General features: G+C 47.2%; 14 protein-coding genes. 12 read left to right on the top strand and 2 right to left on the bottom strand.

Annotated features, from left to right (window positions below; genetic code table 11):
- Window positions 1–29: 29 nt before the first annotated feature.
- Both ACYVFD_RS02345 and ACYVFD_RS02340 read right to left on the bottom strand, forming a co-directional pair.
- A complete protein-coding gene (locus ACYVFD_RS02345; RefSeq protein WP_461088124.1) occupies window positions 30–3,206 on the bottom strand; it encodes a SusC/RagA family TonB-linked outer membrane protein in 3,177 nt (1,058 codons plus the stop codon).
- A gap of 637 nt (window positions 3,207–3,843) precedes the next feature.
- Window positions 3,844–5,739, bottom strand: a complete 1,896-nt coding sequence (locus ACYVFD_RS02340; RefSeq protein ID WP_461088122.1) for a DNA topoisomerase IV subunit B — start codon at window positions 5,737–5,739, stop codon at window positions 3,844–3,846.
- 240 nt (window positions 5,740–5,979) lie between these two features.
- Here ACYVFD_RS02340 and ACYVFD_RS02335 point away from each other — a divergent pair, with 240 nt between their 5' ends.
- From ACYVFD_RS02335 to ACYVFD_RS02280, 12 genes are all read left to right on the top strand, one after another.
- Window positions 5,980–8,586 (top strand): SLBB domain-containing protein, encoded by a 2,607-nt coding sequence (locus ACYVFD_RS02335; RefSeq protein WP_461088120.1) that lies wholly within the window; start codon window positions 5,980–5,982, stop codon window positions 8,584–8,586.
- A gap of 18 nt (window positions 8,587–8,604) precedes the next feature.
- The gene (locus tag ACYVFD_RS02330) at window positions 8,605–9,720 is read left to right on the top strand and encodes a hypothetical protein (RefSeq protein WP_461088118.1); all 1,116 of its coding nucleotides are present in this window, start codon (window positions 8,605–8,607) and stop codon (window positions 9,718–9,720) included.
- A gap of 72 nt (window positions 9,721–9,792) precedes the next feature.
- Window positions 9,793–10,632: an ABC transporter permease gene (locus tag ACYVFD_RS02325; RefSeq protein WP_461088116.1), complete on the top strand. Its 840-nt coding sequence runs from the start codon at window positions 9,793–9,795 to the stop codon at window positions 10,630–10,632.
- A 106-nt stretch (window positions 10,633–10,738) separates the two neighbouring features.
- A complete protein-coding gene (locus ACYVFD_RS02320; protein WP_461088114.1) occupies window positions 10,739–12,001 on the top strand; it encodes an ABC transporter ATP-binding protein in 1,263 nt (420 codons plus the stop codon).
- Window positions 12,002–12,083: 82 nt separating this feature from the next.
- Window positions 12,084–13,190, top strand: coding sequence for a DegT/DnrJ/EryC1/StrS family aminotransferase (locus ACYVFD_RS02315; protein WP_461088112.1), 1,107 nt, complete (start codon window positions 12,084–12,086; stop codon window positions 13,188–13,190).
- A 106-nt stretch (window positions 13,191–13,296) separates the two neighbouring features.
- A complete protein-coding gene (locus ACYVFD_RS02310) occupies window positions 13,297–15,363 on the top strand; it encodes an ArnT family glycosyltransferase (protein WP_461088111.1) in 2,067 nt (688 codons plus the stop codon).
- 29 nt (window positions 15,364–15,392) lie between these two features.
- On the top strand, window positions 15,393–16,097 hold the full coding sequence (locus ACYVFD_RS02305) for a WbqC family protein (protein WP_461088108.1): 705 nt from the start codon (window positions 15,393–15,395) through the stop codon (window positions 16,095–16,097).
- Between the two features lie 100 nt (window positions 16,098–16,197).
- The gene (locus ACYVFD_RS02300; protein ID WP_461088107.1) at window positions 16,198–16,851 is read left to right on the top strand and encodes an acetyltransferase; all 654 of its coding nucleotides are present in this window, start codon (window positions 16,198–16,200) and stop codon (window positions 16,849–16,851) included.
- Between the two features lie 106 nt (window positions 16,852–16,957).
- Window positions 16,958–18,145: a glycosyltransferase family 4 protein gene (locus ACYVFD_RS02295; protein WP_461088105.1), complete on the top strand. Its 1,188-nt coding sequence runs from the start codon at window positions 16,958–16,960 to the stop codon at window positions 18,143–18,145.
- Between the two features lie 149 nt (window positions 18,146–18,294).
- Window positions 18,295–19,341, top strand: coding sequence for a glycosyltransferase family protein (locus ACYVFD_RS02290; protein WP_461088103.1), 1,047 nt, complete (start codon window positions 18,295–18,297; stop codon window positions 19,339–19,341).
- A 2-nt stretch (window positions 19,342–19,343) separates the two neighbouring features.
- On the top strand, window positions 19,344–20,378 hold the full coding sequence (locus tag ACYVFD_RS02285) for a glycosyltransferase family 9 protein (protein ID WP_461088101.1): 1,035 nt from the start codon (window positions 19,344–19,346) through the stop codon (window positions 20,376–20,378).
- Complete coding sequence (locus ACYVFD_RS02280; protein WP_461088099.1) at window positions 20,375–21,202, top strand: DUF5672 family protein; 828 nt, start codon at window positions 20,375–20,377, stop codon at window positions 21,200–21,202. Before ACYVFD_RS02285 ends, ACYVFD_RS02280 begins: the two co-directional genes overlap by 4 nt.
- Window position 21,203: the final 1 nt, after the last annotated feature.

Here is a 21,203-nt window from a genome sequence, read left to right as displayed (position 1 = left end):
GTTAAATGTGTTTTCAAGTCTTTCCCGTATTAAAAACCAAGGCGTGCCCCAACCGATAGTACCCGGTTAAAGTTGTAGGTATTGTCTACCGTTCCGTTGAACGAGCCGGTTACATTCATACCGACACGAGCCGAGAATAAGGCCAGGTTTTCGCCCGAGAAGTAAATACTAGCCGATTTAGCGCTGATCTTATTCAGTAAGCTAGAAGGAAGCGCATAGCTCAGCGTAATGTTGTTGATCTGAAGGAAAGATGCATCGGTCAGGTAACGTGTGCTTGTACCCGTCAGGTTGGTCACGTTACCATTGTCGAAACGCGGTACATCGGTGATGTCGCCCTGTTTCTGCCACCGTTTAAACGCATCTTTGTGCAGGGCTGTACCATAGTTCCCCCCGTGCATCAGAGAAGCATAAGCACCGTCATACACTTTGCCACCTACCTGATAGGTCAATAATACACTCAGAGTTAAGCCTTTGTATGACAGGTTGTTGTTCATTGAGCCATAGAATTTTGGGATCGATGAAAACCCGGTGTACCGGTAGTTTGCTTCCGAAATAACCGTCGTTACGGTATCGGCTCCAATTACTTTGGCATTGGTCGTTAAGGCATTGGTGCGGTATAACGAGTTACCCGTTTCTGGATCGACGCCATAAAACTCACGCATGTAGAAATCATAAATCGAATGCCCTACGCTATAGCCTTTTGTACCCGACTGAATCAGTGGCTGGTTATCCGGCATTTTCGTAATCTGATTCTTAAAGGTCGTCCAGTTCAGAGTCACCGAATATTTGAAATCCGACGTTCTGACCACGTCTCCCGTCAATTGGATTTCAAACCCTTTATTGTACAGATTACCAATGTTGCTGGGGATCGTGAAGTTTCCGCTGGTAGTTCCACCGTTTGATAAAGCAAGCGGAACGTTAAAGATCAACCCATCGGTAACGCGGTTGAAGTACTCAACACTACCCGATACCCGGTTTCTGAACAGACTGAAATCAATGCCTAAATCGAAATTTTTACCCGTTTCCCAGGTTAGGTTGTTGTTGGGTAAAGAAGCTTGGGTAAAACCTGGTTCAGCATTGTTGTTCCGGCCAAGTGTATATAGAGACTGATACGGATAGAGGCCAATATCAGTACCTAAATTTTCGTTCCCAACTACACCGTACGAGGTACGTACTTTCAGCAGGTCAATCCAGGGCACCTGGAAGAAACTTTCCTTCTCCAGGTTATACGCAGCACCCAGCGACCAGAAGTTGGCCCAACGAACGTCTTTGTAGAATTTAGAGTTACCGTCTCTTCGGAGCGTTGCGCTCAGAATATACTTTTTATCGAAGTCGTAATTGGCTCTTGAGAAGAAACTTTCAATGGTATAGTTGTCTTCAAACGAAGAAACCCCCAATACCGACGCAAAGTTGACTAACTCGGTGATACCGTCCACAATAATACCCGAGCGAGAGCCCGTCAGCGAGTTGTATTTATATGAATAGTTCTCGTGACCAGCCAACACATTTAAATTGTGCTTGCCAAACGACTTATCATATTCCAGCAACTGGTTGAAGGTCGTTGAGGTAGTCCGATACAGGTTGTTACTGGCACGACCCGCCGGAGCGCCATCCCCAACGATTGGGTTATCGTAGGTGCGGTACTGGGTATCCTGTAAATCGAAACTTACGTTCGTCGTTGCTTTAAAGCCAGGAAACAGATTTATCGTAGCATAGGTCCGGCCACCAATAACGCCACGAAATTGCTTCCGGTCGTTCAACTGGTTTTCCCAAACTGCGTGTCGTCCACTCGCATATGGTCGCGAATCGCCCAGGTCATACACCTGATTGCCGTATTGATCCAGGATGTAATCTCCCGTTGTCGGATCGTGTTTGTGAACCGGGTAGATTGGCGCGATAAAGCGAGAGATGTAAAATGGATTAATAAATGAAGTTCCCCCATCGCTACCCGCATCTGTATTAGCTTTACTGTACGTTCCGGTTAAGTTAAAGCCGGTTTTAAACCATTTCGTAGCCTGAGTATTTACATTGATACGCCCACTAAAACGCTCAAAATCAGACTTTAACAGATACCCTTGCTCTTTCGTATAGCCCAACGAGACGAAGTAATCCGATTTTGCCGTACCGCCATCATACGAGAGACTGTAGTTACTACGGCTTTTGCCGCCCTGCTGAATGGCATCGACCCAGTTCAAATCTTCTGGATACCGCAATTGAGCGGCTGGATTTAGTTTGCCGTTCACATCAACGAGCTGGTTGTCGGCTACATTAAACGGATTGTATTTCAACAGGTCCGTGATGCCTGTATAATTTCTACCATTATAGGTTGTAGTCAGTCCAGAGGCAATGCTGCTGGCTACATCCTGAGGAATTTTCAATGAACCATATTGCAGCGTGTTCCGGTATACTTCCCACATTAACGGATAGTATTCCTGTGCCGAAACGGTTTCGTATTCGGGTAAGCCTCTGGAAATCGCGCCGACCGATGCATTGAACGTCAGGTTACTACGGTTGTTTTTACCCTTCTTAGTCGTAATCATAACAACACCGTTGGCACCCCGCGATCCGTAAATAGCCGTTGTTGACGCATCTTTCAAAATGCTAATCGATTCGATATCGTCAGGGTTGATACTCGATGTACTCATGTTGTAGGGAACACCGTCTACTACATACAGCGCTGAATTATCGGCTGAGATCGAACCAAACCCTCTGACCCGAATAGCAGGAGCCGACCCTGGAGCCCCACCTGCCTGGGTAGCCTGCACGCCTGGTGCCGCTCCGATAACAGAGTTTAAGGCGTTGGAATTTGGTCGATTGGCAAAGGTCTTAGCATCGATTTGATTAGAGGCACCTACGTGGGTTTCTTTGTTTACGGTTCCGTAGCCCACAACCATAACTTCATTCAGGTAGCGGCCTTCCTCGTCAAGTGCGATAGTGACAGCTGTTTTGCTGGTCACGTCGACTTCCTTCGTAACAAAGCCGATAAAGCTTACAACGAGCGTAGCGGACGATTTGGGGACGTTAATGGAGAATTTCCCCTCTTTGTCAGTGATTGTTCCTACGGAGGTACCTTTCACTACCACACTGACACCTGGTAGTGGCCCTCCGTCTTGCGATGACGTGATACTGCCTCGGACCGTCGTCTGAGCGTACAGGTAACTACTTGTTACAATAAATAACAAGAGACTCAATAAAGATCTGTGCATAGTTTGTAGATAAATAGATATTAACATCAAAGTTAATTGGATAAATTCAATATGTTTTAATGTAGATTAAAAAATTATGATCTTTATTATTTGTACATATCTATGTAATAACCTAGTAAACAATTGAAAATAATTACAAAAATAATAATTAGTATACTCTATTATCCAATATAATCTTTTGATATTTCTCCATAAATCAAATGTATTATCTACAATAAAAAGACTGTTTTCTTAAAAGATTACTAGCCAAATACGCAAGATTAATAGTATAATATCAAGAAGTCATTATTGAAGATTAAAAAAGACTAATTGAATATAATTAATAATTTATTTCAATATTACCTTGTAAGTAAACAATATATAATTAGTATATAAATTCAATAGTATGCCACTATTTACTAACCAGAGGAGTTTGTTCTTAAGCAGCTGAAGATGGGCCTGTACTTTTGAGAGCCAACGGATTAGAAAGCTATGTTTACAGCTTCAATTGGTTGGCGGATATAGACCGACATAAAAAGGCCTCCTCTCAGACTTTGGCATTGTAGTACTGCGCAAAGCTTAAGAAAGGAGGCTCTTTAGATCGCCCTTCAAAATTCGAGCGGATGTCTGTTTGACCTATAAATACGCTAAAATCAATTTAGGCCACCAGTGCGGCTTCATCTACATCTTTTTCAACTCGAAGATTATCAATGATAAATCGTTGCCGTTCCGGCGTGTTCTTACCCATGAAGTAGCTGAGCAGCTTCGGAATAGAGGTTTCCTTTTCCATAATGACGGGTTCCAGTCGCATACTCTCGCCGATGAACAGCCCAAACTCTTCCGGCGAAATCTCTCCTAACCCTTTAAACCGGGTGATTTCGATCTTTTTGCCACTCTTCGTCAGTTTGCCAATGGCTTTTTGTTTCTCATCGTCCGAATAGCAATAGGTGGTCTCCTTATGGTTTTTTGGATTCCGTACCCGGAACAACGGTGTCTCCAATATATAGAGGTGTCCATTTCGGACCAGATCGGGGAAAAACTGCAGAAAGAATGTCAACATCAATAACCGGATGTGCATTCCGTCGACATCCGCGTCCGTAGCAATCACGATACGGTTATACCGTAATCCTTCCAGTCCTTCCTCAATGTCCAGCGCATGCTGAAGTAGGTTGAACTCTTCGTTTTCGTACACCACTTTCTTGGTCAGACCAAAGCAGTTTAGCGGCTTTCCCCGCAAACTAAATACAGCCTGCAGCTGAACATTGCGCGATTTGGTAATCGATCCACTGGCCGAATCACCCTCGGTAATGAATAAAGTCGTCTGATAGCGATCTTCTGCTTTCGGGTCGGACAGGTGGTTTCGGCAGTCACGCAGTTTTTTGTTGTGAAGACTTGCCTTTTTGGCACGATCATTGGCCAATTTTTTGATACCGGCGAGTTCCTTGCGTTCCCGTTCCGACTGTTCGATTCGCTTTTTAAGGGCATCGCGCACCGACGGGTTGATGTGCAGGTAATCATCCAGGCGTTCTTTTACAAAATCAATCACAAACGACCGAACCGACTGGGCATTTGGCTCTGGCGACATATTGACCGAACCTAGTTTAGTCTTGGTCTGCGACTCAAACACGGGCTCCTGAACCCGGATACTAATGGCCGCAATAATACTGGCCCGTATATCCGTGGTTTCGTAGCTTTTGTCGTAATGCTTACGAATGGTTTCAACGACGGCTTCTTTCAGCGAGTTAAGGTGCGTACCATGCTGGGTTGTATTCTGCCCATTCACAAACGAATAATACTCTTCTCCATATTGATTACCGTGCGTAAGTGCGATTTCGATATCATGACCTTTGAGGTGGATAATCGGGTAGCGCAGCGAATCTTCATCGGTTTTATTCCGGAGCAGATCGAGAAGGCCGTTCTGGGAAATGTATTTCTGCTTATTGAACGCAATGGTTAGGCCGGCATTCAGGTAGCAGTAATTCCAGATCATGTTTTCCAGAAACTGCGGAATGAAGTGAAAATGCTTGAATACGGTATCGTCGGGCTCAAAGCAGATCAGCGTACCGTTACGTTCAGAAGAAACTTCTTCTCCCTGCTGCTTTAGTTCGCCCCGCTCAAATTCGGCCCATACGGTTCGGCCTTCGCGGAACGACTGCACCCGGAAATAGGTCGACAAGGCATTAACCGCTTTGGTACCAACACCGTTGAGCCCAACCGACTTCTGGAATGCTCCCGAATCGTATTTACCCCCAGTATTGATCTTCGACACGACCTCAACGACTTTACCGAGCGGAATACCCCGGCCATAGTCGCGCACTTCGACCCGGTGGTCGGTTACCCGCACCTCAATCGTTTTGCCAAAGCCCATGACATGTTCGTCAATGCAGTTATCAATCGTTTCTTTCAAAAGAACATAGATACCATCGTCGGCAGCCGATCCATCGCCTAATTTACCGATATACATGCCTGGTCGCAGGCGAATATGCTCGCGCCAATCCAGCGAGCGGATGCTGTCTTCGTTGTATTGAACCGGCTGGTTCAGAGATTCTGCCATGTAGGTTAATGGATTAACTAAAAATGTAGTAGTTTTGCAACCTCTTTCAGTACATCGGAAAAGTTATACCGTGTAGGGTAAGAGGTATAAAACTTACCATTCAAAAGGAAACTGTTTAAAATCCAACAAAAGTTCGCTTACTTTGCCAACTAAACTATCCTGCGTACTACACGAATAAATTGTTCGTTAACTACTGGTCTTAGTCGGCGTTGCTTGCGAGCTGTTCGACTTCTTAAAAATATGCAAAATCTAAGAATTATTCACGTGTTTCCACTGAATTTTTTTCTTTTCGGCATAAGCCGCTTATCTCGTCAATTAGCCACCTGTCTTACTATTTTGTTGGTACTCATAGCCGGATTGACGACTCGGGCTCAGGTAGCTCCTGGGCCGGCAGCAGCCCCTTCTTCGGCACCAGGTTCTATAAACCCAGCCTCGCCAAGTCGGGGAGGTGGGCTCCCTTCTGGTGTAACGCCTGGAAACCTGCCAGCCAATATTCAGCAGCAAATTAACCAACAGCGCGGGCAAAACACAACTAACGGACGTACGGGCAACCCTACTCCTACCCAGCAATCCCGTACGGGCAACAACGGCACAACGACCAATGCGACTGAGGGGAATCAGCAATTCGATAAGCAGGACAATTCGGAAACAGTTCCTGCCACCGACGAAGAACTTGCCGAAGAGCGTATAAAGCAGGCTCAGCGCCGTGAACAGGAAGAACGTCGTCAGAAGTTGTTTGGTTACTCGCTGTTTAACGATCCGACTATGGCGTCTACCTTCCAGCCCAATATCAACATTGCTACTCCGCGCAATTACATTGTTGGCCCCGGCGACGAGTTGAATATTCGGATGTATGGGTATTCGGAAGGAGATTACTCTCAGAAAGTGTCGCCCGAAGGGTTTGTTTACATCGCTCAGCAAACGGGTATTGGGCCCATTTTTGTATCGGGTTTATCCGTTGATAAAGCAAAAGAACGGCTGGTCAGCCGGATGGCTACGAAGTTTGTAGGGCTTCGGAGTTCATCGTATGGTCCGCAAAATACATTCCTGGAAGTATCGCTCGGCTCCATTCGAAGCATTCGGGTAACTGTAACCGGCGACGCTGTGCGTCCGGGTACCTACACGATGTCGGGCTTGTCGACGGTTATGAACGCCATTTATCAGGCCGGTGGTCCTAATGACATTGGTTCGTACCGGAAAGTACAGTTGATTCGTAATAACCGCATCGTAGCCACGCTTGACCTTTACGACTACCTATTAAATGGGATTCAGCAAAACGACTTACGTTTGCAGGACAACGATAATATTCGCTTTACCACCTTCATTGAACGGATTGAAATTGGCGGAGCGGTGAAACGGTCGAATATTTTCGAAATGCTCCCCGGCGAAACCCTCGATAAGCTTCTGTTCTATGCCGGTGATTTTACCGCCAACGCCTATAAAGGTCGCCTGAAAGTTACGCGCGTGACCGACCGGGAGTTGAAGGTAACGGACGTGACCGCCCCAGAGTTTAAATCCTTTGTGATGCAGGACGGCGACGTCGTTTCGGTCGAACGGGTATTGAATCGATTCGAAAATAAGATCACGATTGAAGGGGCTGTTTTCCGTCCAGGTGAGTATTCCCTCGATAACAATAAAACCCTGAAAGATATTATTACCTCGGCCGAAGGGCTGAGAGGTGACGCATTCACGGGTCGTGTGAACATCGTTCGGACCCGCGAAGATCTGGCCGTCGAAAACCTATCGATTAATCTGGCCAATATTCTGGCAGGTACTGATCCCGATATTCCACTCCAGCGCGAAGATCAGGTTATCATTCCATCGCGCTTCGATCTAGCTCAGCAGGCTACTATATCCGCAACGGGCGAACTGAATAAGCCCGATCCAGGAATGCCGTATATGGCCAATATGACGCTCAACGACGTATTAATTAAAACAGGTGGCTTGAAAGAATCGGCTGCTTACTCGGTTGTTGAAGTTGTACGGCGGAAAAAAGACGTCGATCCTCGCTCTCCAACCGCTCAGATCGCCGATATCTACCGCTTCAACGTGAACCGCGATCTAACCCTGACCAATGATGCCAACAGAGCCTTTGTACTGGAGCCATTTGACCAGATCATTGTCCGACGGTCGCCCAATTACCTCGAACAAACGTATGCGGCTGTTGTGGGTGAAGTGATCATGCCAGGGCCTTATGCTATCCGCAGCAAAGACATGAAAATTTCGGATCTGGTCGTTCAATCAGGTGGTTTAACTCCCCAGGCTTACGTTGAAGGTGCTACGCTGGTGCGGCCGGTACGGCTCAGTACCGATGAACTTCGCCGGAAACAACGGGCCATCAGCGAAGTAGCCGATAATGCGACGAAAACGGTCGTTGAAACCGAAACCCTATCCCCAACTTCCTCGGAGTCGATTGGAATCAACTTAAAGAAAATTCTGGCCAAGCCAGGCTCGACCGAAGACATTCTGGTTCAGGAAGGCGATACCCTTCGGATTCCTAAACTCCTGGAAACGGTACGCATTCAGGGTGAAGTCCAACTACCTAATACCGTCAAATATCGTCCTGGTCAGACGTTCCAGGATTACATTTCGCAAACGGGTGGCTTTACCTCCAAGTCTCAGAAGAAACGTTCATTTATCGTTTACGCCAACGGCTCAGTCGATCGCACCCGGAAATTCATGTTCTTCAATGTGTATCCGCGGGTTGAACCTGGTGCAGAAATTGTCGTTCCCAAACGGACTACGAATCCATTGACAGCACAACAAGTTTTATCGTCGACGGTGGGGATTGCAAGTTCGTTGTTAACACTTATCACGACGATCTTACTGATTTCCCGCGTAAACTAAATTAGGCAGCAATCCATCATGGCTTCTACTAACTTAACTGACACACACACCAATTCTCCGGTCACGGCTCGAACGTTACCGCCCGATGAGCTATCTCCCAAATCGGTCGTTTTACGTTTTTTATCCATAAAGAATGTATTTCGGCGTAACTGGAAATTCCTCGTTATTCTGGTGGGTATCGGAGCTATTTCTGGCTTCATTTATGACTTAATGCATAAACCCCGAATTGTTTATACCGGAAGCATTATGTTCAACCTTGGCGGGGGCTCATCGAACGGTGGTTTTGGTGGAGATCTGGGGCAGTTGGCCAGTGCATTCGGGCTATCGTCAGGGGCTCCTGATGCCAACATTTTCGTAGGCGATAACTTCCTGATTTACGCCAAATCGCGCCCTGTGCTGGAAAAAACCCTGATGAAAACGGATACCATCAATGGTAAAGACACATTGCTGGTCAACTACTATATCCGCCATAGTGGTATCCGCGATAAAGAATGGGAAGATAACGATTCGCTCAGGGCGTTTTATTTCAAACAGGCCAAAACTCCTGAACAATACACAAAAACGGAGCAGATCGTGATGGCAGGTATCTGCGGCCGGATTGAAGGCGAAATGGCGATTAAACAGCCCGAGCGTAAATCTTCATTCATGGAATTAGAGTGCTTTATGGAAGATGAAAAGCTGACAGCTACCTTCCTGAACACCCATCTCAAAACCATTGAGGAAGACTACCAGAAGAAGCAGACCAAAAAGACCCGTGAGATGTATCAGATGCTCGAGCAACGAGCCGATTCACTGGCTAAAATCATAACGGGAACCGAGAATCAACTGGCTCAGTTTATGGACCAGAATCAGCAGGTGGTTGTGGCTCAGGCTCGTCTGAAAGAAACTAAACTGACCCGCAATTCAAGCTTCCTATCAGGCTTGTATTATCAGGCACTTCAGAGTGCCGATAATATGCGCTTATCGCTTATTCGGGAAACGCCATTGTTCACCATCATCGAGCCTGTTGCCTATCCGCTGTACCGGGAAGTTATCAAAACCCAGGGGCTTCAGATCGGTATTGCCCTGACATTGGTTCTCTCTATTGTGATCATTTTCGTCCGGGAGACTTTCCGTTCGATAATGAAAGATTAAGCATTTTCGCTGCAACGGAGATAGAACAATCAATACACTCGTTGCAGCGAAACTCATAAACTGTAATTTGTTTTGAAAACACACGAAGTTGTTATTCAGCCCGGTCGTTCCGAACGGCACTACTGGCGGGATCTGTGGCGAAATCGGGAACTGCTTTATATTCTGTCGATGCGCGACGTAACGGTTCGTTACAAACAAACCGCACTCGGTACGGCCTGGGGGCTTATTCGGCCATTAACCACCATGCTGATCATGGTGTTTGTATTCAGTAAGATTGCCAAACTCCCACCCGATCCGGGCATTCCCTATCCGTTGATGGTATTGGGGGGCATTACCGTCTGGACGTTTTTCTCGACGGCTTTTACCCAGATCAGCAACAGCGTTACGCTCAATTCAAATCTGGTCACGAAGGTTTACTTTCCACGGCTGATCATGCCCCTCAGTTCGATTGCCATTAGTCTGGTCGACTTCCTGGTGTCACTGGGTCTGTTCATTCTATTAGCCATCTGGTACCGATTTATTCCCGACTGGCACCTGCTTTTACTCCCGGCGTTCATTGTTCTGGCTTTATTGGCCTCCTTTGCGTTTGGGCTCTTCTTCGCGGCTGTCAACGTTCGTTTCCGCGACATAGCCCAGCTTATTCCATTCATCGTTCAGGTTGGCTTTTATATTTGTCCAATCGCCTATAGTAGTCGTCTCGTGGCCGATAAGTCGTCGGAGTGGTGGGCGCCACTGTATTGGGCCAATCCGATGGTTGGCATTATCGACGGCTTTCGCTGGTCACTACTGGGTGAAAAAGCATATTTTAATCCGCAGAGTCTGCTCATATCAGTTAGCATAGTGCTGGTGTGTTTGGCACTCTCACTCTACTTTTTTCGGAATCGGGAGAATACCTTTGTAGATGATATTTAAAAGTAGTTAGGAGTGAGGAGCGAGGAGTGAGAAGGCTGACGCTTTAAGAAAAAACATGCGTCAGCCTTCTCACTCCTCGCTCCTCACTCCTCGCTCCTCACCACTTATGTCCGTCATTACTGTCGAAAATATTAGCAAGCAATACATCATTGACCATAAAAAGGGCAAAGGTGTCAATACGTTGCGGGATGTCATCTCGGAAAATTTCCGGTCGATATTCGGCAACAAAAAAGACCAAACCACCATCACGCATGAAGAATTCTGGGCTCTGCGCGATGTTAATTTTTCGATTGAGCAGGGCGACCGGGTAGGGATTATCGGCCACAATGGGGCCGGGAAATCGACCATGCTCAAAATTCTGAGCAAGATTATCCAGCCGACAACCGGAACCGTTCGCATCCGTGGCCGGGTAGCCAGCCTGCTCGAAGTAGGTACCGGGTTTCACCCTGAACTAACCGGCCGGGAAAATATCTTCCTGAACGGTTCGCTGTTGGGCATGAGCCGGAGCGAGATACGGAAGCACTTCGACGAAATTGTAGCCTTTGCCGGGGTCGAAAAATTTCTGGATACGCCCGTTAAGCGGTATTCGTCGGGGATGTATGTTCGGCTGGGTTTTGCCATTTCAGCCCACCTCGACCCTGAAATCATGATTGTGGACGAAGTGCTGGCTGTAGGTGATGCGGAATTCCAGAAGAAGAGCCTTGGCAAAATGCGCGATAATTCGGCCAGTGGACGGACCATCATCTTTGTAAGTCATAACCTGACAGCCGTACAGGCCCTTTGCAATAAAACGCTGTACTTTGAAAAAGGTCGACTGATCGAACAAGGCGAAACCAATCAGGTCGTGGCTTCGTACCTGAGTAAGGTGTCGAAAACGCGGCTGGTTCGGCAATGGGAAACCCCGGAAGAGGCTCCCGGCAATGACCTGGTTCGAGTCCGTCGGATCGAGTTGATTCCCGATTATTTAGATGATCTTACTCATATCGACGTCCGGACGTCGATGAAGTTCCGGTTCGAGTTCTGGAACATGATGGACCGCGCCAATCTGAACTTAAGTCTGCATTTAAACTCCCTTACGGGCGAATGTATCTTCAATATAGGTACTCAATCGCAGTCGTATGGTAAGGGGTTGATAGCGGGCGAATGCACTATTCCGGGGTATTTTCTGAATGATGGTTCCTACACAATTTCCATGATGATTGTCAAGGATACCGTTACCCCCGTTTTTGTTATGGAAGAAGGCATTACCTTTGATGTGGAAGATTATCGGGAAGGTATCGCCTGGTACGGCAAGTGGCCAGGGTATGTACGCCCGCAATTTCCCTTTCATATCAAAATGCTGGAACCAGTTGTTAGTGACAGTAACTAGTCGGCCGGTTTACGGATTTTCGGTTTACGCCGGGCCGTACATCGAAACTATATTTTGCTCACCAGGAACTGACAATTGACGTATGATCTATATCACAAAATCATATTTACCTGATCTTCAGGACTACGTAAAGTACCTGGAAGGTATCTGGGAGCGTGTACACCTGACCAACGACGGACCACTACTGCAAAAACTGGAAGAGGACCTGAAAAAAGAGCTGGGTGTGAAGCATCTGCTTTTTTGCACCAATGGCACCATTGTTCTTCAAATGGCGCTCAAGGCCCTCAACATCACGAAAGAGGTGATCACGACCCCATTTTCGTATGTAGCTACGACCAATGCGTTGTTGTGGGAAGGCTGCACACCGGTTTTTGCCGATATTAGCCCAGACGATTACAACATCGATCCTGACAAGATCGAACCACTCATTACCGAAAACACGCAGGCTATCCTGGCAACGCATGTGTATGGTAACCCCTGTCGAATCGAGGAGATACAGGCCATTGCCGATCGTCATAATCTGAAAGTAATTTATGATGCTGCCCATACCTTCGGAGGCAAATACAACGGACAGTCGATTCTAAGCTTTGGGGACATCAGCACCTGTAGTTTCCACGCGACCAAAGTATTCCATACCGGCGAAGGCGGGTGCATTATCACCAACGATGATGCCATTGCCAAAAAGTTACGGCACTTCCGGTCGTTCGGCCATCGTAACGACGATTACTTCGAGATGGGCATTAATGCTAAAAACTCGGAGCTTCATGCGGCAATGGGTCTTTGTGTATTGCCTAAAGTTCCAGAACTGATTGAAGCGCGGAAACTTCGATTTGGCTACTATGCAGATCGACTGGATTTTACCCGGATTACCCGCCCTACGTTACTGCCTGGTACAGACTATAATTACGCTTATTACCCGGTCGTACTCGATTCAGAAGAGACGCTTCTTCGGGTCACCGAAACGCTTAAAGCACAGGATGTAATACCCCGGCGTTACTTTTATCCGTCGCTCAATACGTTACCGTTTGCGCTTAAGGACGGCACGCCACAACCCTGCCCAATTTCGGAAGACATAGCTTCTCGCGTATTGTGTCTGCCGCTCTACCCAGATCTACCCGAAGCCGACATTGACCGGATCGCTGCATTTGTCAACGAAGCAGTCGCCGTTGTCAGCGAAATAAATGAATGATGGATAATGAATAATGCATAACAGATAGTGCCAGTTTTTGCCCGTACTATTTCCATTATGCATTTTCCATTATCCATTGTCCATTATTCATTTACGTTGGTTCTTTATGACCCTGATTTCTCTTCTCGCACTAACACTATTTATTGGTTTTATTGGTCAACTGTCGACACGAATCGCCCGGCGTTCGCTAACGGAATGGTGGCTGACCACATTTTTACTGGGAGCTGGGAGTATTATTCTAACCGGCTTTATACTCTCCGCACTTTACCTAACGGCTAATACGCTGGTTTGGGCAATTTCGGTCTTTGTGACGGCTACAATCATCGGTTTTACTCTCCGATCGCTTATCCCTGACCAAAAGCCTTTCTCAATTTTATCACTTATCCAGGAACGCTGGCAAACGGGCCGTCAATGGTTTGGCGATTTATCAGGCTATGCGAAGTTCCTTTTCTCGCTGCTATTCATTACCCTAACGGTACTGGCCATTACCAACCTGTTGCTGGTACTCTTCACCGTCCCCAACGAATGGGACAGCATGACGGGGCATTTAAACCGGGTGATGCAGTACATACAGCGCGGCACGATGCGTCATTTTGGGGGCACAAACTGGAACATCGATACCTACCCCAAGAGCGTCTGCACGCTACAAATCTATTCGTTCCTGATGACGGGCCATTTTGAAAATGGCTTCAAGTTCATTCACCACCTCAGCTATTGGACAGCCATCGTTTCTGTTTTTGGCATTGTTCAGCGAATCGGTCAAAATCGACTGTCGGCCAGCTTTTTCTGTGCCCTAGCATTCGCCCTGCTTCCTGATTTTCTGATGCAGGCCATCACGACCGAAACCGACATTGTGTTGACGGCTTACCTGAGTGTGCTGCTTTACATGCTATTCAGCTACAAGAGCAGCCAGCCAAAGACCGAGAATCGCTACTTATATTTAGCCGGTATGGCATTCGGGATTGCGTTCGGGCACAAAATCACCTTTGCCCTGCTTCTCCCGTCGGTATTCGTCATCATGATTTATACCGTGTTTCTGTCATCTTCATTAGCGGTTACCTTTCAGCGTATCTGGCGGTTGGGAGCGGCTATTTTGGTGGGCGTCTGTCTGTGGATGTTACCGACAGGGTATCTAAAAAACATAGAAGTTTTTGGACACCCAATAGGCCCACCAACGGCACTTAAACACCAGTCCGTTGAACGGGCCGGTACGCTCAGAAACCTGTTTGAGCAGGGCAGTCGAAATGTAATTCGATACGGGTACGACCATACCAACCTGGATGGTATTCGCAATTTGACAATAGGGGCCCAACTCAACCACACGATGCGTCAACCACTTGTGGTTCTGGAAGATAAGCTCCACCTGCGCCTGGACGAAGAAACAGATTTCTCGATCCAGCCGTTTGCCTTCGACCGTAAGTTTGTGTTCTATAATGCCAATCCCTATTGGGGAATCTTTGGGTTTGGCTTGATTTTCCCACTGCTGATTCTGGTGCTGGTCAGTTACGTACGTTCAACACCTCATACGTACCTCGGCATTGCGCTTTTGCTCCATTTTGCAGCACTCTCCTACTCAGCTCCCTACGACCCATTTAAAGGGCGGTATTTTATAGAGACCAGTTTGTTCGGCATTCCCTTTCTGGGGTTGCTGTTCCTGCACGCCCGAACCTCAGTGGAAGCACCGGGCCGACTACTTTGGAAGAGTTACGTTGGCTTGGTGACTATTCTGGGATGTATTTCGGCCATTCTGTGCATCTTCTTAAATACCCGTGCCCTGCCTTTTGCCTGGACGTCCCCCGACGGACGTTCCTTCTCTTCGGCTTTTGAAGCGGATCGAATCAAGCAGATGACATTGGGGCGCCCGGATACCTATGTCCCTTACAAACGTTTCGATGAGCTGGTCCCAGAGCAGGCTACAGTTGCCTTAGCTACCATCAACGACGATTACGAGTACCCGCTTTACGGACCACATTTATCCCGTCGTATTATAGCCATCAATCCGTTTGAACAGGGATTAAAACCCATTCCGAAAAACGCCGATTATCTGTTTTTCGATAAAAGTGTGATTCGTCCCCAACCCGGCGACATACGGCTAGGCACTGACACCACCATGCGAGCCGCCATCATTGTTCCGGGCGAAGATTATTATTTACGAAAACTTAAAAAGGAGTGAGGACCACTCCTCGCTCCTACCCTTTGCCGATGACTCTTGCGATCATGCAGCCTTATTTTCTGCCATATATTGGCTACATGCAGCTCATCAAAGCTGTGGACAAATTTGTTCTGTACGATGATGTAGCCTTCATCAACCGAGGCTGGATAAACCGTAATCGACTAGCTATCAACGGACAGGAACATTTGTTTACGGTTCCACTGAAAGATGCCAGCCAGAATAAGCGAATCAACGAAGTGCATATTGCCGATGATCCGAAATGGCGGGGAAAGCTACTGAAGACCATTGAGCAAGGTTATCGCAAAGCACCGTATTATCAAACGGTTATGCCCCTAGTCGAAAAAATCATCAACTTTACCACCGATTCAATTGCCGAACTGGTGTACTTTAGCCTGATTGAGCTAACTCAGTATTTGGAGCTACCAACGGCGATAGTCCAATCGTCTGGTATTTACAATAACGTCGAGCTTAAGGCACAGGAACGGATTCTGGATATTTGTCAGCAGGAAAAGGCCACAGGGTACATTAATCCAATTGGGGGTACTGAACTGTATGATAAACCTACCTTTGCTCAGGCGGGTATTGAGTTGAATTTTATTAAATCCAACAAGTTCGAATATCCGCAGGTCAATAATCGAAATCCGTTTATTCCCTGGCTATCGATTGTGGATATATTGATGAACAATGATCTGACCAGCGTAAAAACGATGCTGGATGAATATGAATTAGTGTAGTATTAGGAGCGAGGAGTGAGGAGTGAGAATCCATCCGGTAGCCATTGGCTTGCGTCAGCATTCTCACTCCTCGCTCCTCACCCCTCACTCCTTTCAAAGCATGGCAAAAGTTATCATTTTTGGCGTAATGGATACGGCCGAACTGGCCCATTTCTACCTGAAGCACGATTCCGAACACGAAGTAGTGGCGTTTACCGTTAGCCGCGAATACATGAACGGCACCGAATTTCAGGGACTACCTTTAGTAGCCTTCGAGGAAGTCGAAACGATTTTTTCGCCCAGTGAATATAAATTTTTCGCGCCAATGACCGGCCGGAATATGAACCGCAATCGCGAACGAATTTACCTCGAAGCCAAAGCAAAAGGGTATGAGTTCATTTCGTACGTCAGTTCCAAAGCGACCGTATTCGATAACCAGATTGGCGAAAACTGCTTCATCCTGGAAGATAACACCATCCAGCCGTTTACAACCATCGGCAACAACGTTGTTCTCTGGAGTGGCAATCATATTGGTCACCACGGGCAGATTAAAGACCATGTGTTCTTTACATCCCATGTGGTCATGTCGGGGCACTGTGTTATTGAACCCTACTGCTTTTTTGGTGTCAACAGTACCATCCGCGATTTTCTGCACATTGCTACCGGCACGCTGGTAGGTATGGCCTCCGCGATTTATAAAGACACGGAAGAATGGGGACTCTACCTCGGTAATCCCGCCAAAAAACTCCCCAAACCCAGTTACGAAGCGTATTGATTATAGTATTAGGAGCGAGGATTGAGGAGCGAGAATGGCTGACGCATCAAGAAAAGTTCGCGTCAGCCATTCTCGCTCCTCAATCCTCGCTCCTCACTCCTTAAGTATGAATCTCCTTCTCATCGGCCATGATGCCAACCGCGCCGGAGCGCAGCTTGTTTTATTGAACTTAATGCGCCTGTTGAAAGTAGAAGGCTTTCAGATGCATTTACTGCTGGGCGAAGGAGGTCCGCTTTTAGAGGAATATCAGGCCATTTGTCCCGTAACGATCTGGCCTGCTCCGCCTGCGTATGTTGTCGGTGCTCTGGCCGATAAGGTTTTGTGGAAACTAGGCAAATGGCAACAGTTTTCGGATCGGCAGACCCAGGCCCGTCAACAGGCCATTCGGGCACAACTGTCACTCGACACCGTCGATCTGGTACTGGTCAACACGGTTACCAGCAGTCGGTGGTTTGCCCAGTTAAACCTGCCCGTCAAAACACCAGTGGTCACATTCGTTCATGAACTGGATATGTCGGTTCGGATTTATACCCGACCCGATGAGCTGGCCTATCTGTTAAAACGAACGAATCATATGCTGGCCGTGTCGAAAGCGACAGCCCGGTATTACGAACAGGAACATGGCTTTGATCCGGCACGTATATCGCTATACACACTTATCGATACCCCTACGCTGGAGCGAAAAGTTCAGCAGGCGCGTGACCAACCAACTATTTATGCATCGCTGGGACTGCCGGCCGATGCCTTGATTGTTGGTGGTTGTGGCAATGCTGAATGGCGAAAAGGAAATGACTTGTTCGTCAGTATTGCCCGTCAGGTGATTGGCCGTTATACGGGTAAACAACCTGTTCACTTTGTGTGGGTGGGCATGCCCAAAGGTGCCCTGCACGACGATCTCTGGCTCGATATTCGAAAAGCAGGTCTGGCCGACCGGGTACATTTAATTCCTCCTACCCCCGAAGTACTTCGCTATTCCAGCCGATTTGACGTATTTGTGCTCTGTTCCCGCGAAGACCCCTATCCATTAGTCGTGTTCGAAGCGGGGTTGAGCGGAGTACCGGTTGTGTGTTTTGATGGAGCGGGTGGCTCGCCCGAGCTGGTCGAAACAGATGGCGGCTTTGTGGTTCCCTATCTGGATCTGGATGCGATGAGCAATCGAATCATTGAATTGCTTCAGAATCCTGACCTTCGTATACAGATGGGCCAACGACTGGGCGAAAAAATCCTGGCACGGCATCCGGCCAGGCAAAGTGTTAACACGCTCGTGTCGTTATTCAACCAACTCGCTGCCTGAATGTTAGCCTTTCTCTCTTAGCGGTTCCTGTTCACCTTTACTCTGTTTTAACCTAAGAATCCGGTTCGTATACCGCCTTGTTCACCATTCGTCAGTTAAGTCGACCGTTTTGTCATAACTGAATTATCTGCTATCTTCCCAGCTTCTTTATGACACTCGCTTTTACCATCTGCTCGATCAACTATCTGGCTCAGGCTCGAACGCTGGGGGACTCGCTCCGACAAACAAACCCTGGCTATCGCTATGTGATCGGACTGGTCGATAAACTTAGTGCAGCCAATTTACCCAAGGAGCTAATCCCGGATTACCCCATGCTCGAAGTGGATAAAATCGGGATTCCAGACTTTGGGGCCATGTGCGATCGCTACGACATTACGGAGCTCAACACGGCCGTCAAACCGTTTTTTATCGATTACTTCTATAATCAGTACCCCGACGCTACCGAGGTTATCTATTTCGACCCCGACATTATTGTTTTTCAGCCTTTACACGACTTGAATGAAGCGCTGAAAACCTATAGTCTGGTGCTGACTCCGCATACCTGTTCGCCCACCCCCGACTGGGAACGCCCAAACGAATTGCACCATCTGAATACGGGCATTTTCAACCTCGGGTTTATTGGCTTGCGAAACGATCAAACAGCCCGCCGGTTTGTGAACTGGTGGAAAGAGCGGCTGGTATACGAATGCCGGATTGATCTGTGCGAGGGCCTTTTCGTGGATCAACACTGGGTCAATTTTGCGCCAGTTTACTATGATAATGTACTGATCGACCATCATTTAGGCTATAATGTAGCGTACTGGAATCTACACGAGCGATACTTTTCGCAGAACGAAGCAGGAAATTGGCAAATCAGAGGGGCAGTTAATCCTCCTTTTTCGGCAGGCGTAGAAAAAGAGGCTGAACCCTTACAGTTTTTTCATTACAGCGGCTACAACCCCGACCGCCCGGATGAAATCTCGAAATACCAAACCCGGTTTACGTTTACCGATGTAAGCCAGGGGAAAGAGAAACGACTCGATGTGCGTCCGCTCTTCGATTTTTACCGAGAGCGGTTGCTGGCCAACTATAACGAGCGATACAGAGAGTATCCATGCGTTTATATTAAACCGCCGGTAGTACTTCGTTACAAACGAGTTCGTAAATTGCTTAAAACACCGTTCAACCAAGTCATTTCGCTGTTAGAATCGCATTGAGTATGAATGAGGGACCGCGTTTCCGGCAGCTCTGGACATATCGCTATCATAAATATATCCACATCGTTGGTAAGTTTTGGTCGTTTGCCGTTAAATACGTACAGCTATGGTGGCTTAAACAGAAACATAAAAACCGCCCCCTTGTTGCTATTATTCTGTCGGAGCAAATGGGTGATATCATTGCCTGTGAACCAGTAGCGCGTGAAGTACGACGGCGGCATCCGAATGATTATGTCATCTGGGTAGTTCGGGAACCCTACGCCGATTTGGTTAAATATCATCCTGACCTGGATGGGTATCTGATTGAGAAATGCCCTGGAGAACGAGTACGACTTCTTCGATCGGGCATTTTCGACACCGTTTACAACCTGCATATTTCGCATCGAAAATGTAAATATTGCCTGGAAGATCCGGTCAATCCGATCGCCGATCAGATCGGTCTGAACTTTGATAATTATTATGATCGGGGCGATTTGCTATATGTTTTTCCTCAGGCGGCCGGTTTACCCCCGCTCACCGCCGACCCAAAAATGTATATCCCGGAAACTGTTCGGCAAAAAATATCGTCATTACATTTGTCGGCCAATCCAATTGTGATTCACTGTCAGTCGAGTCATGTCATGCGCGACTGGTCGGCAGCCAACTGGAATAAACTGGTTCAGTGGTTGACAGACACGTACCCGAATCCAGTGATTGAAATCGGACTAGCACCAACTATAACTGTAAACCATCCACAATTTCGAAGCTTATGCGGCCAATTAAGTTTACTCGAAACCGCCGAAGTGATTCGACAGGCCTGCCTGTTTATTGGGATCGACAGTGGGCCAGCTCACATGGCCAATGCGGTCGATACCGAAGGGATTATTTTATTGGGTAAATTGTTCGATTTTGTCGATTATTTACCTTATTCAGGTCGTTTCAAGCGAGGAGAAGGCATTACCATTCTCAACAATTTTGATCACTACTGCGCCGATCTACCGTATAGCTGGGTGCAGGAAGCGGTCGCGAAACGACTCGGTCAGCCTAAATTTGCATGAGATCATCAACACCTGTTAGTGTAAACGTTGTTATACCCGTTTACAAAAAAAAGCTTACTGATTATGAGCGCATTGCGCTAACTCAGTGCCTAAATGTATTAAAGAATTACCCTATTTGGCTAGCTACACCGCATTCGCTCGATATTACGGCCTATCAGGAAATAGGTCCTGATCTGCAGGCTCGTACCTTCGATGATAGCTATTTCTCTGACATTCAGGGATACAATCGGCTCATGTTGTCGGAAGAGTTTTATCAGGCGTTTGCCGATCAGGAGTATATACTGATCCATCAGTTGGATGCGTTCGTCTTTAAGGATGAATTGGCATACTGGTGTCAGCAGAATTATGATTACATTGGTGCCCCCTGGTTGCGCGACCGGGATTTTACAGGCTTGGGGGATCGGGTTTGGTTTACTATAAAACAACAAATAGCAACCTGGTTTGACCTTAAAAAAGCAGATGGCATCACGCCCCGCGAGATAATAAATTTGAATGGGGTGGGTTGTGGAGGCTTTTCGCTTCGCCGGGTTCCGGCCATGCTCCGATGCATAAAACCGTTTGCAAAAAAAATTGCAGAGTACAACAGTATCGACATGCACGAGTATCACGAAGATGTGTTCTGGGGCATAGAAGTAAATCGACACTGGCCACACCTTCAGATTCCGAACTATCGGAAAGCGTTACATTTTTCAATTGAATTTTTTCCGCAATGGGCCATTGAACATTACAATCAAGGGCAATTACCATTCGGCTGCCACGCCTGGGATATTCATGGATTAACGTACTGGCGACCCATTTTCGCCAAATACGGTTACCAAATATGAC

Source organism: Spirosoma gilvum (genome assembly GCF_054776815.1).
This window is presented reverse-complemented; position numbering and strand designations above follow the sequence as displayed.

Bases quoted from the DNA above. Each gene is read 5' to 3' on its own strand.
- ACYVFD_RS02335 (WP_461088120.1), top strand. From the start codon at position 5,980: ATGCAAAATCTAAGAATTATTCACGTGTTTCCACTGAATTTTTTTCTT.
- ACYVFD_RS02300 (WP_461088107.1), top strand. From the start codon at position 16,198: ATGGCAAAAGTTATCATTTTTGGCGTAATGGATACGGCCGAACTGGCC.
- ACYVFD_RS02330 (WP_461088118.1), top strand. From the start codon at position 8,605: ATGGCTTCTACTAACTTAACTGACACACACACCAATTCTCCGGTCACG.
- ACYVFD_RS02340 (WP_461088122.1), bottom strand. From the start codon at position 5,739: ATGGCAGAATCTCTGAACCAGCCGGTTCAATACAACGAAGACAGCATC.
- ACYVFD_RS02320 (WP_461088114.1), top strand. From the start codon at position 10,739: ATGTCCGTCATTACTGTCGAAAATATTAGCAAGCAATACATCATTGAC.
- ACYVFD_RS02290 (WP_461088103.1), top strand. From the start codon at position 18,295: ATGACACTCGCTTTTACCATCTGCTCGATCAACTATCTGGCTCAGGCT.
- ACYVFD_RS02315 (WP_461088112.1), top strand. From the start codon at position 12,084: ATGATCTATATCACAAAATCATATTTACCTGATCTTCAGGACTACGTA.
- ACYVFD_RS02305 (WP_461088108.1), top strand. From the start codon at position 15,393: ATGACTCTTGCGATCATGCAGCCTTATTTTCTGCCATATATTGGCTAC.
- ACYVFD_RS02280 (WP_461088099.1), top strand. From the start codon at position 20,375: ATGAGATCATCAACACCTGTTAGTGTAAACGTTGTTATACCCGTTTAC.
- ACYVFD_RS02345 (WP_461088124.1), bottom strand. From the start codon at position 3,206: ATGCACAGATCTTTATTGAGTCTCTTGTTATTTATTGTAACAAGTAGT.
- ACYVFD_RS02295 (WP_461088105.1), top strand. From the start codon at position 16,958: ATGAATCTCCTTCTCATCGGCCATGATGCCAACCGCGCCGGAGCGCAG.
- ACYVFD_RS02310 (WP_461088111.1), top strand. From the start codon at position 13,297: ATGACCCTGATTTCTCTTCTCGCACTAACACTATTTATTGGTTTTATT.
- ACYVFD_RS02285 (WP_461088101.1), top strand. From the start codon at position 19,344: ATGAATGAGGGACCGCGTTTCCGGCAGCTCTGGACATATCGCTATCAT.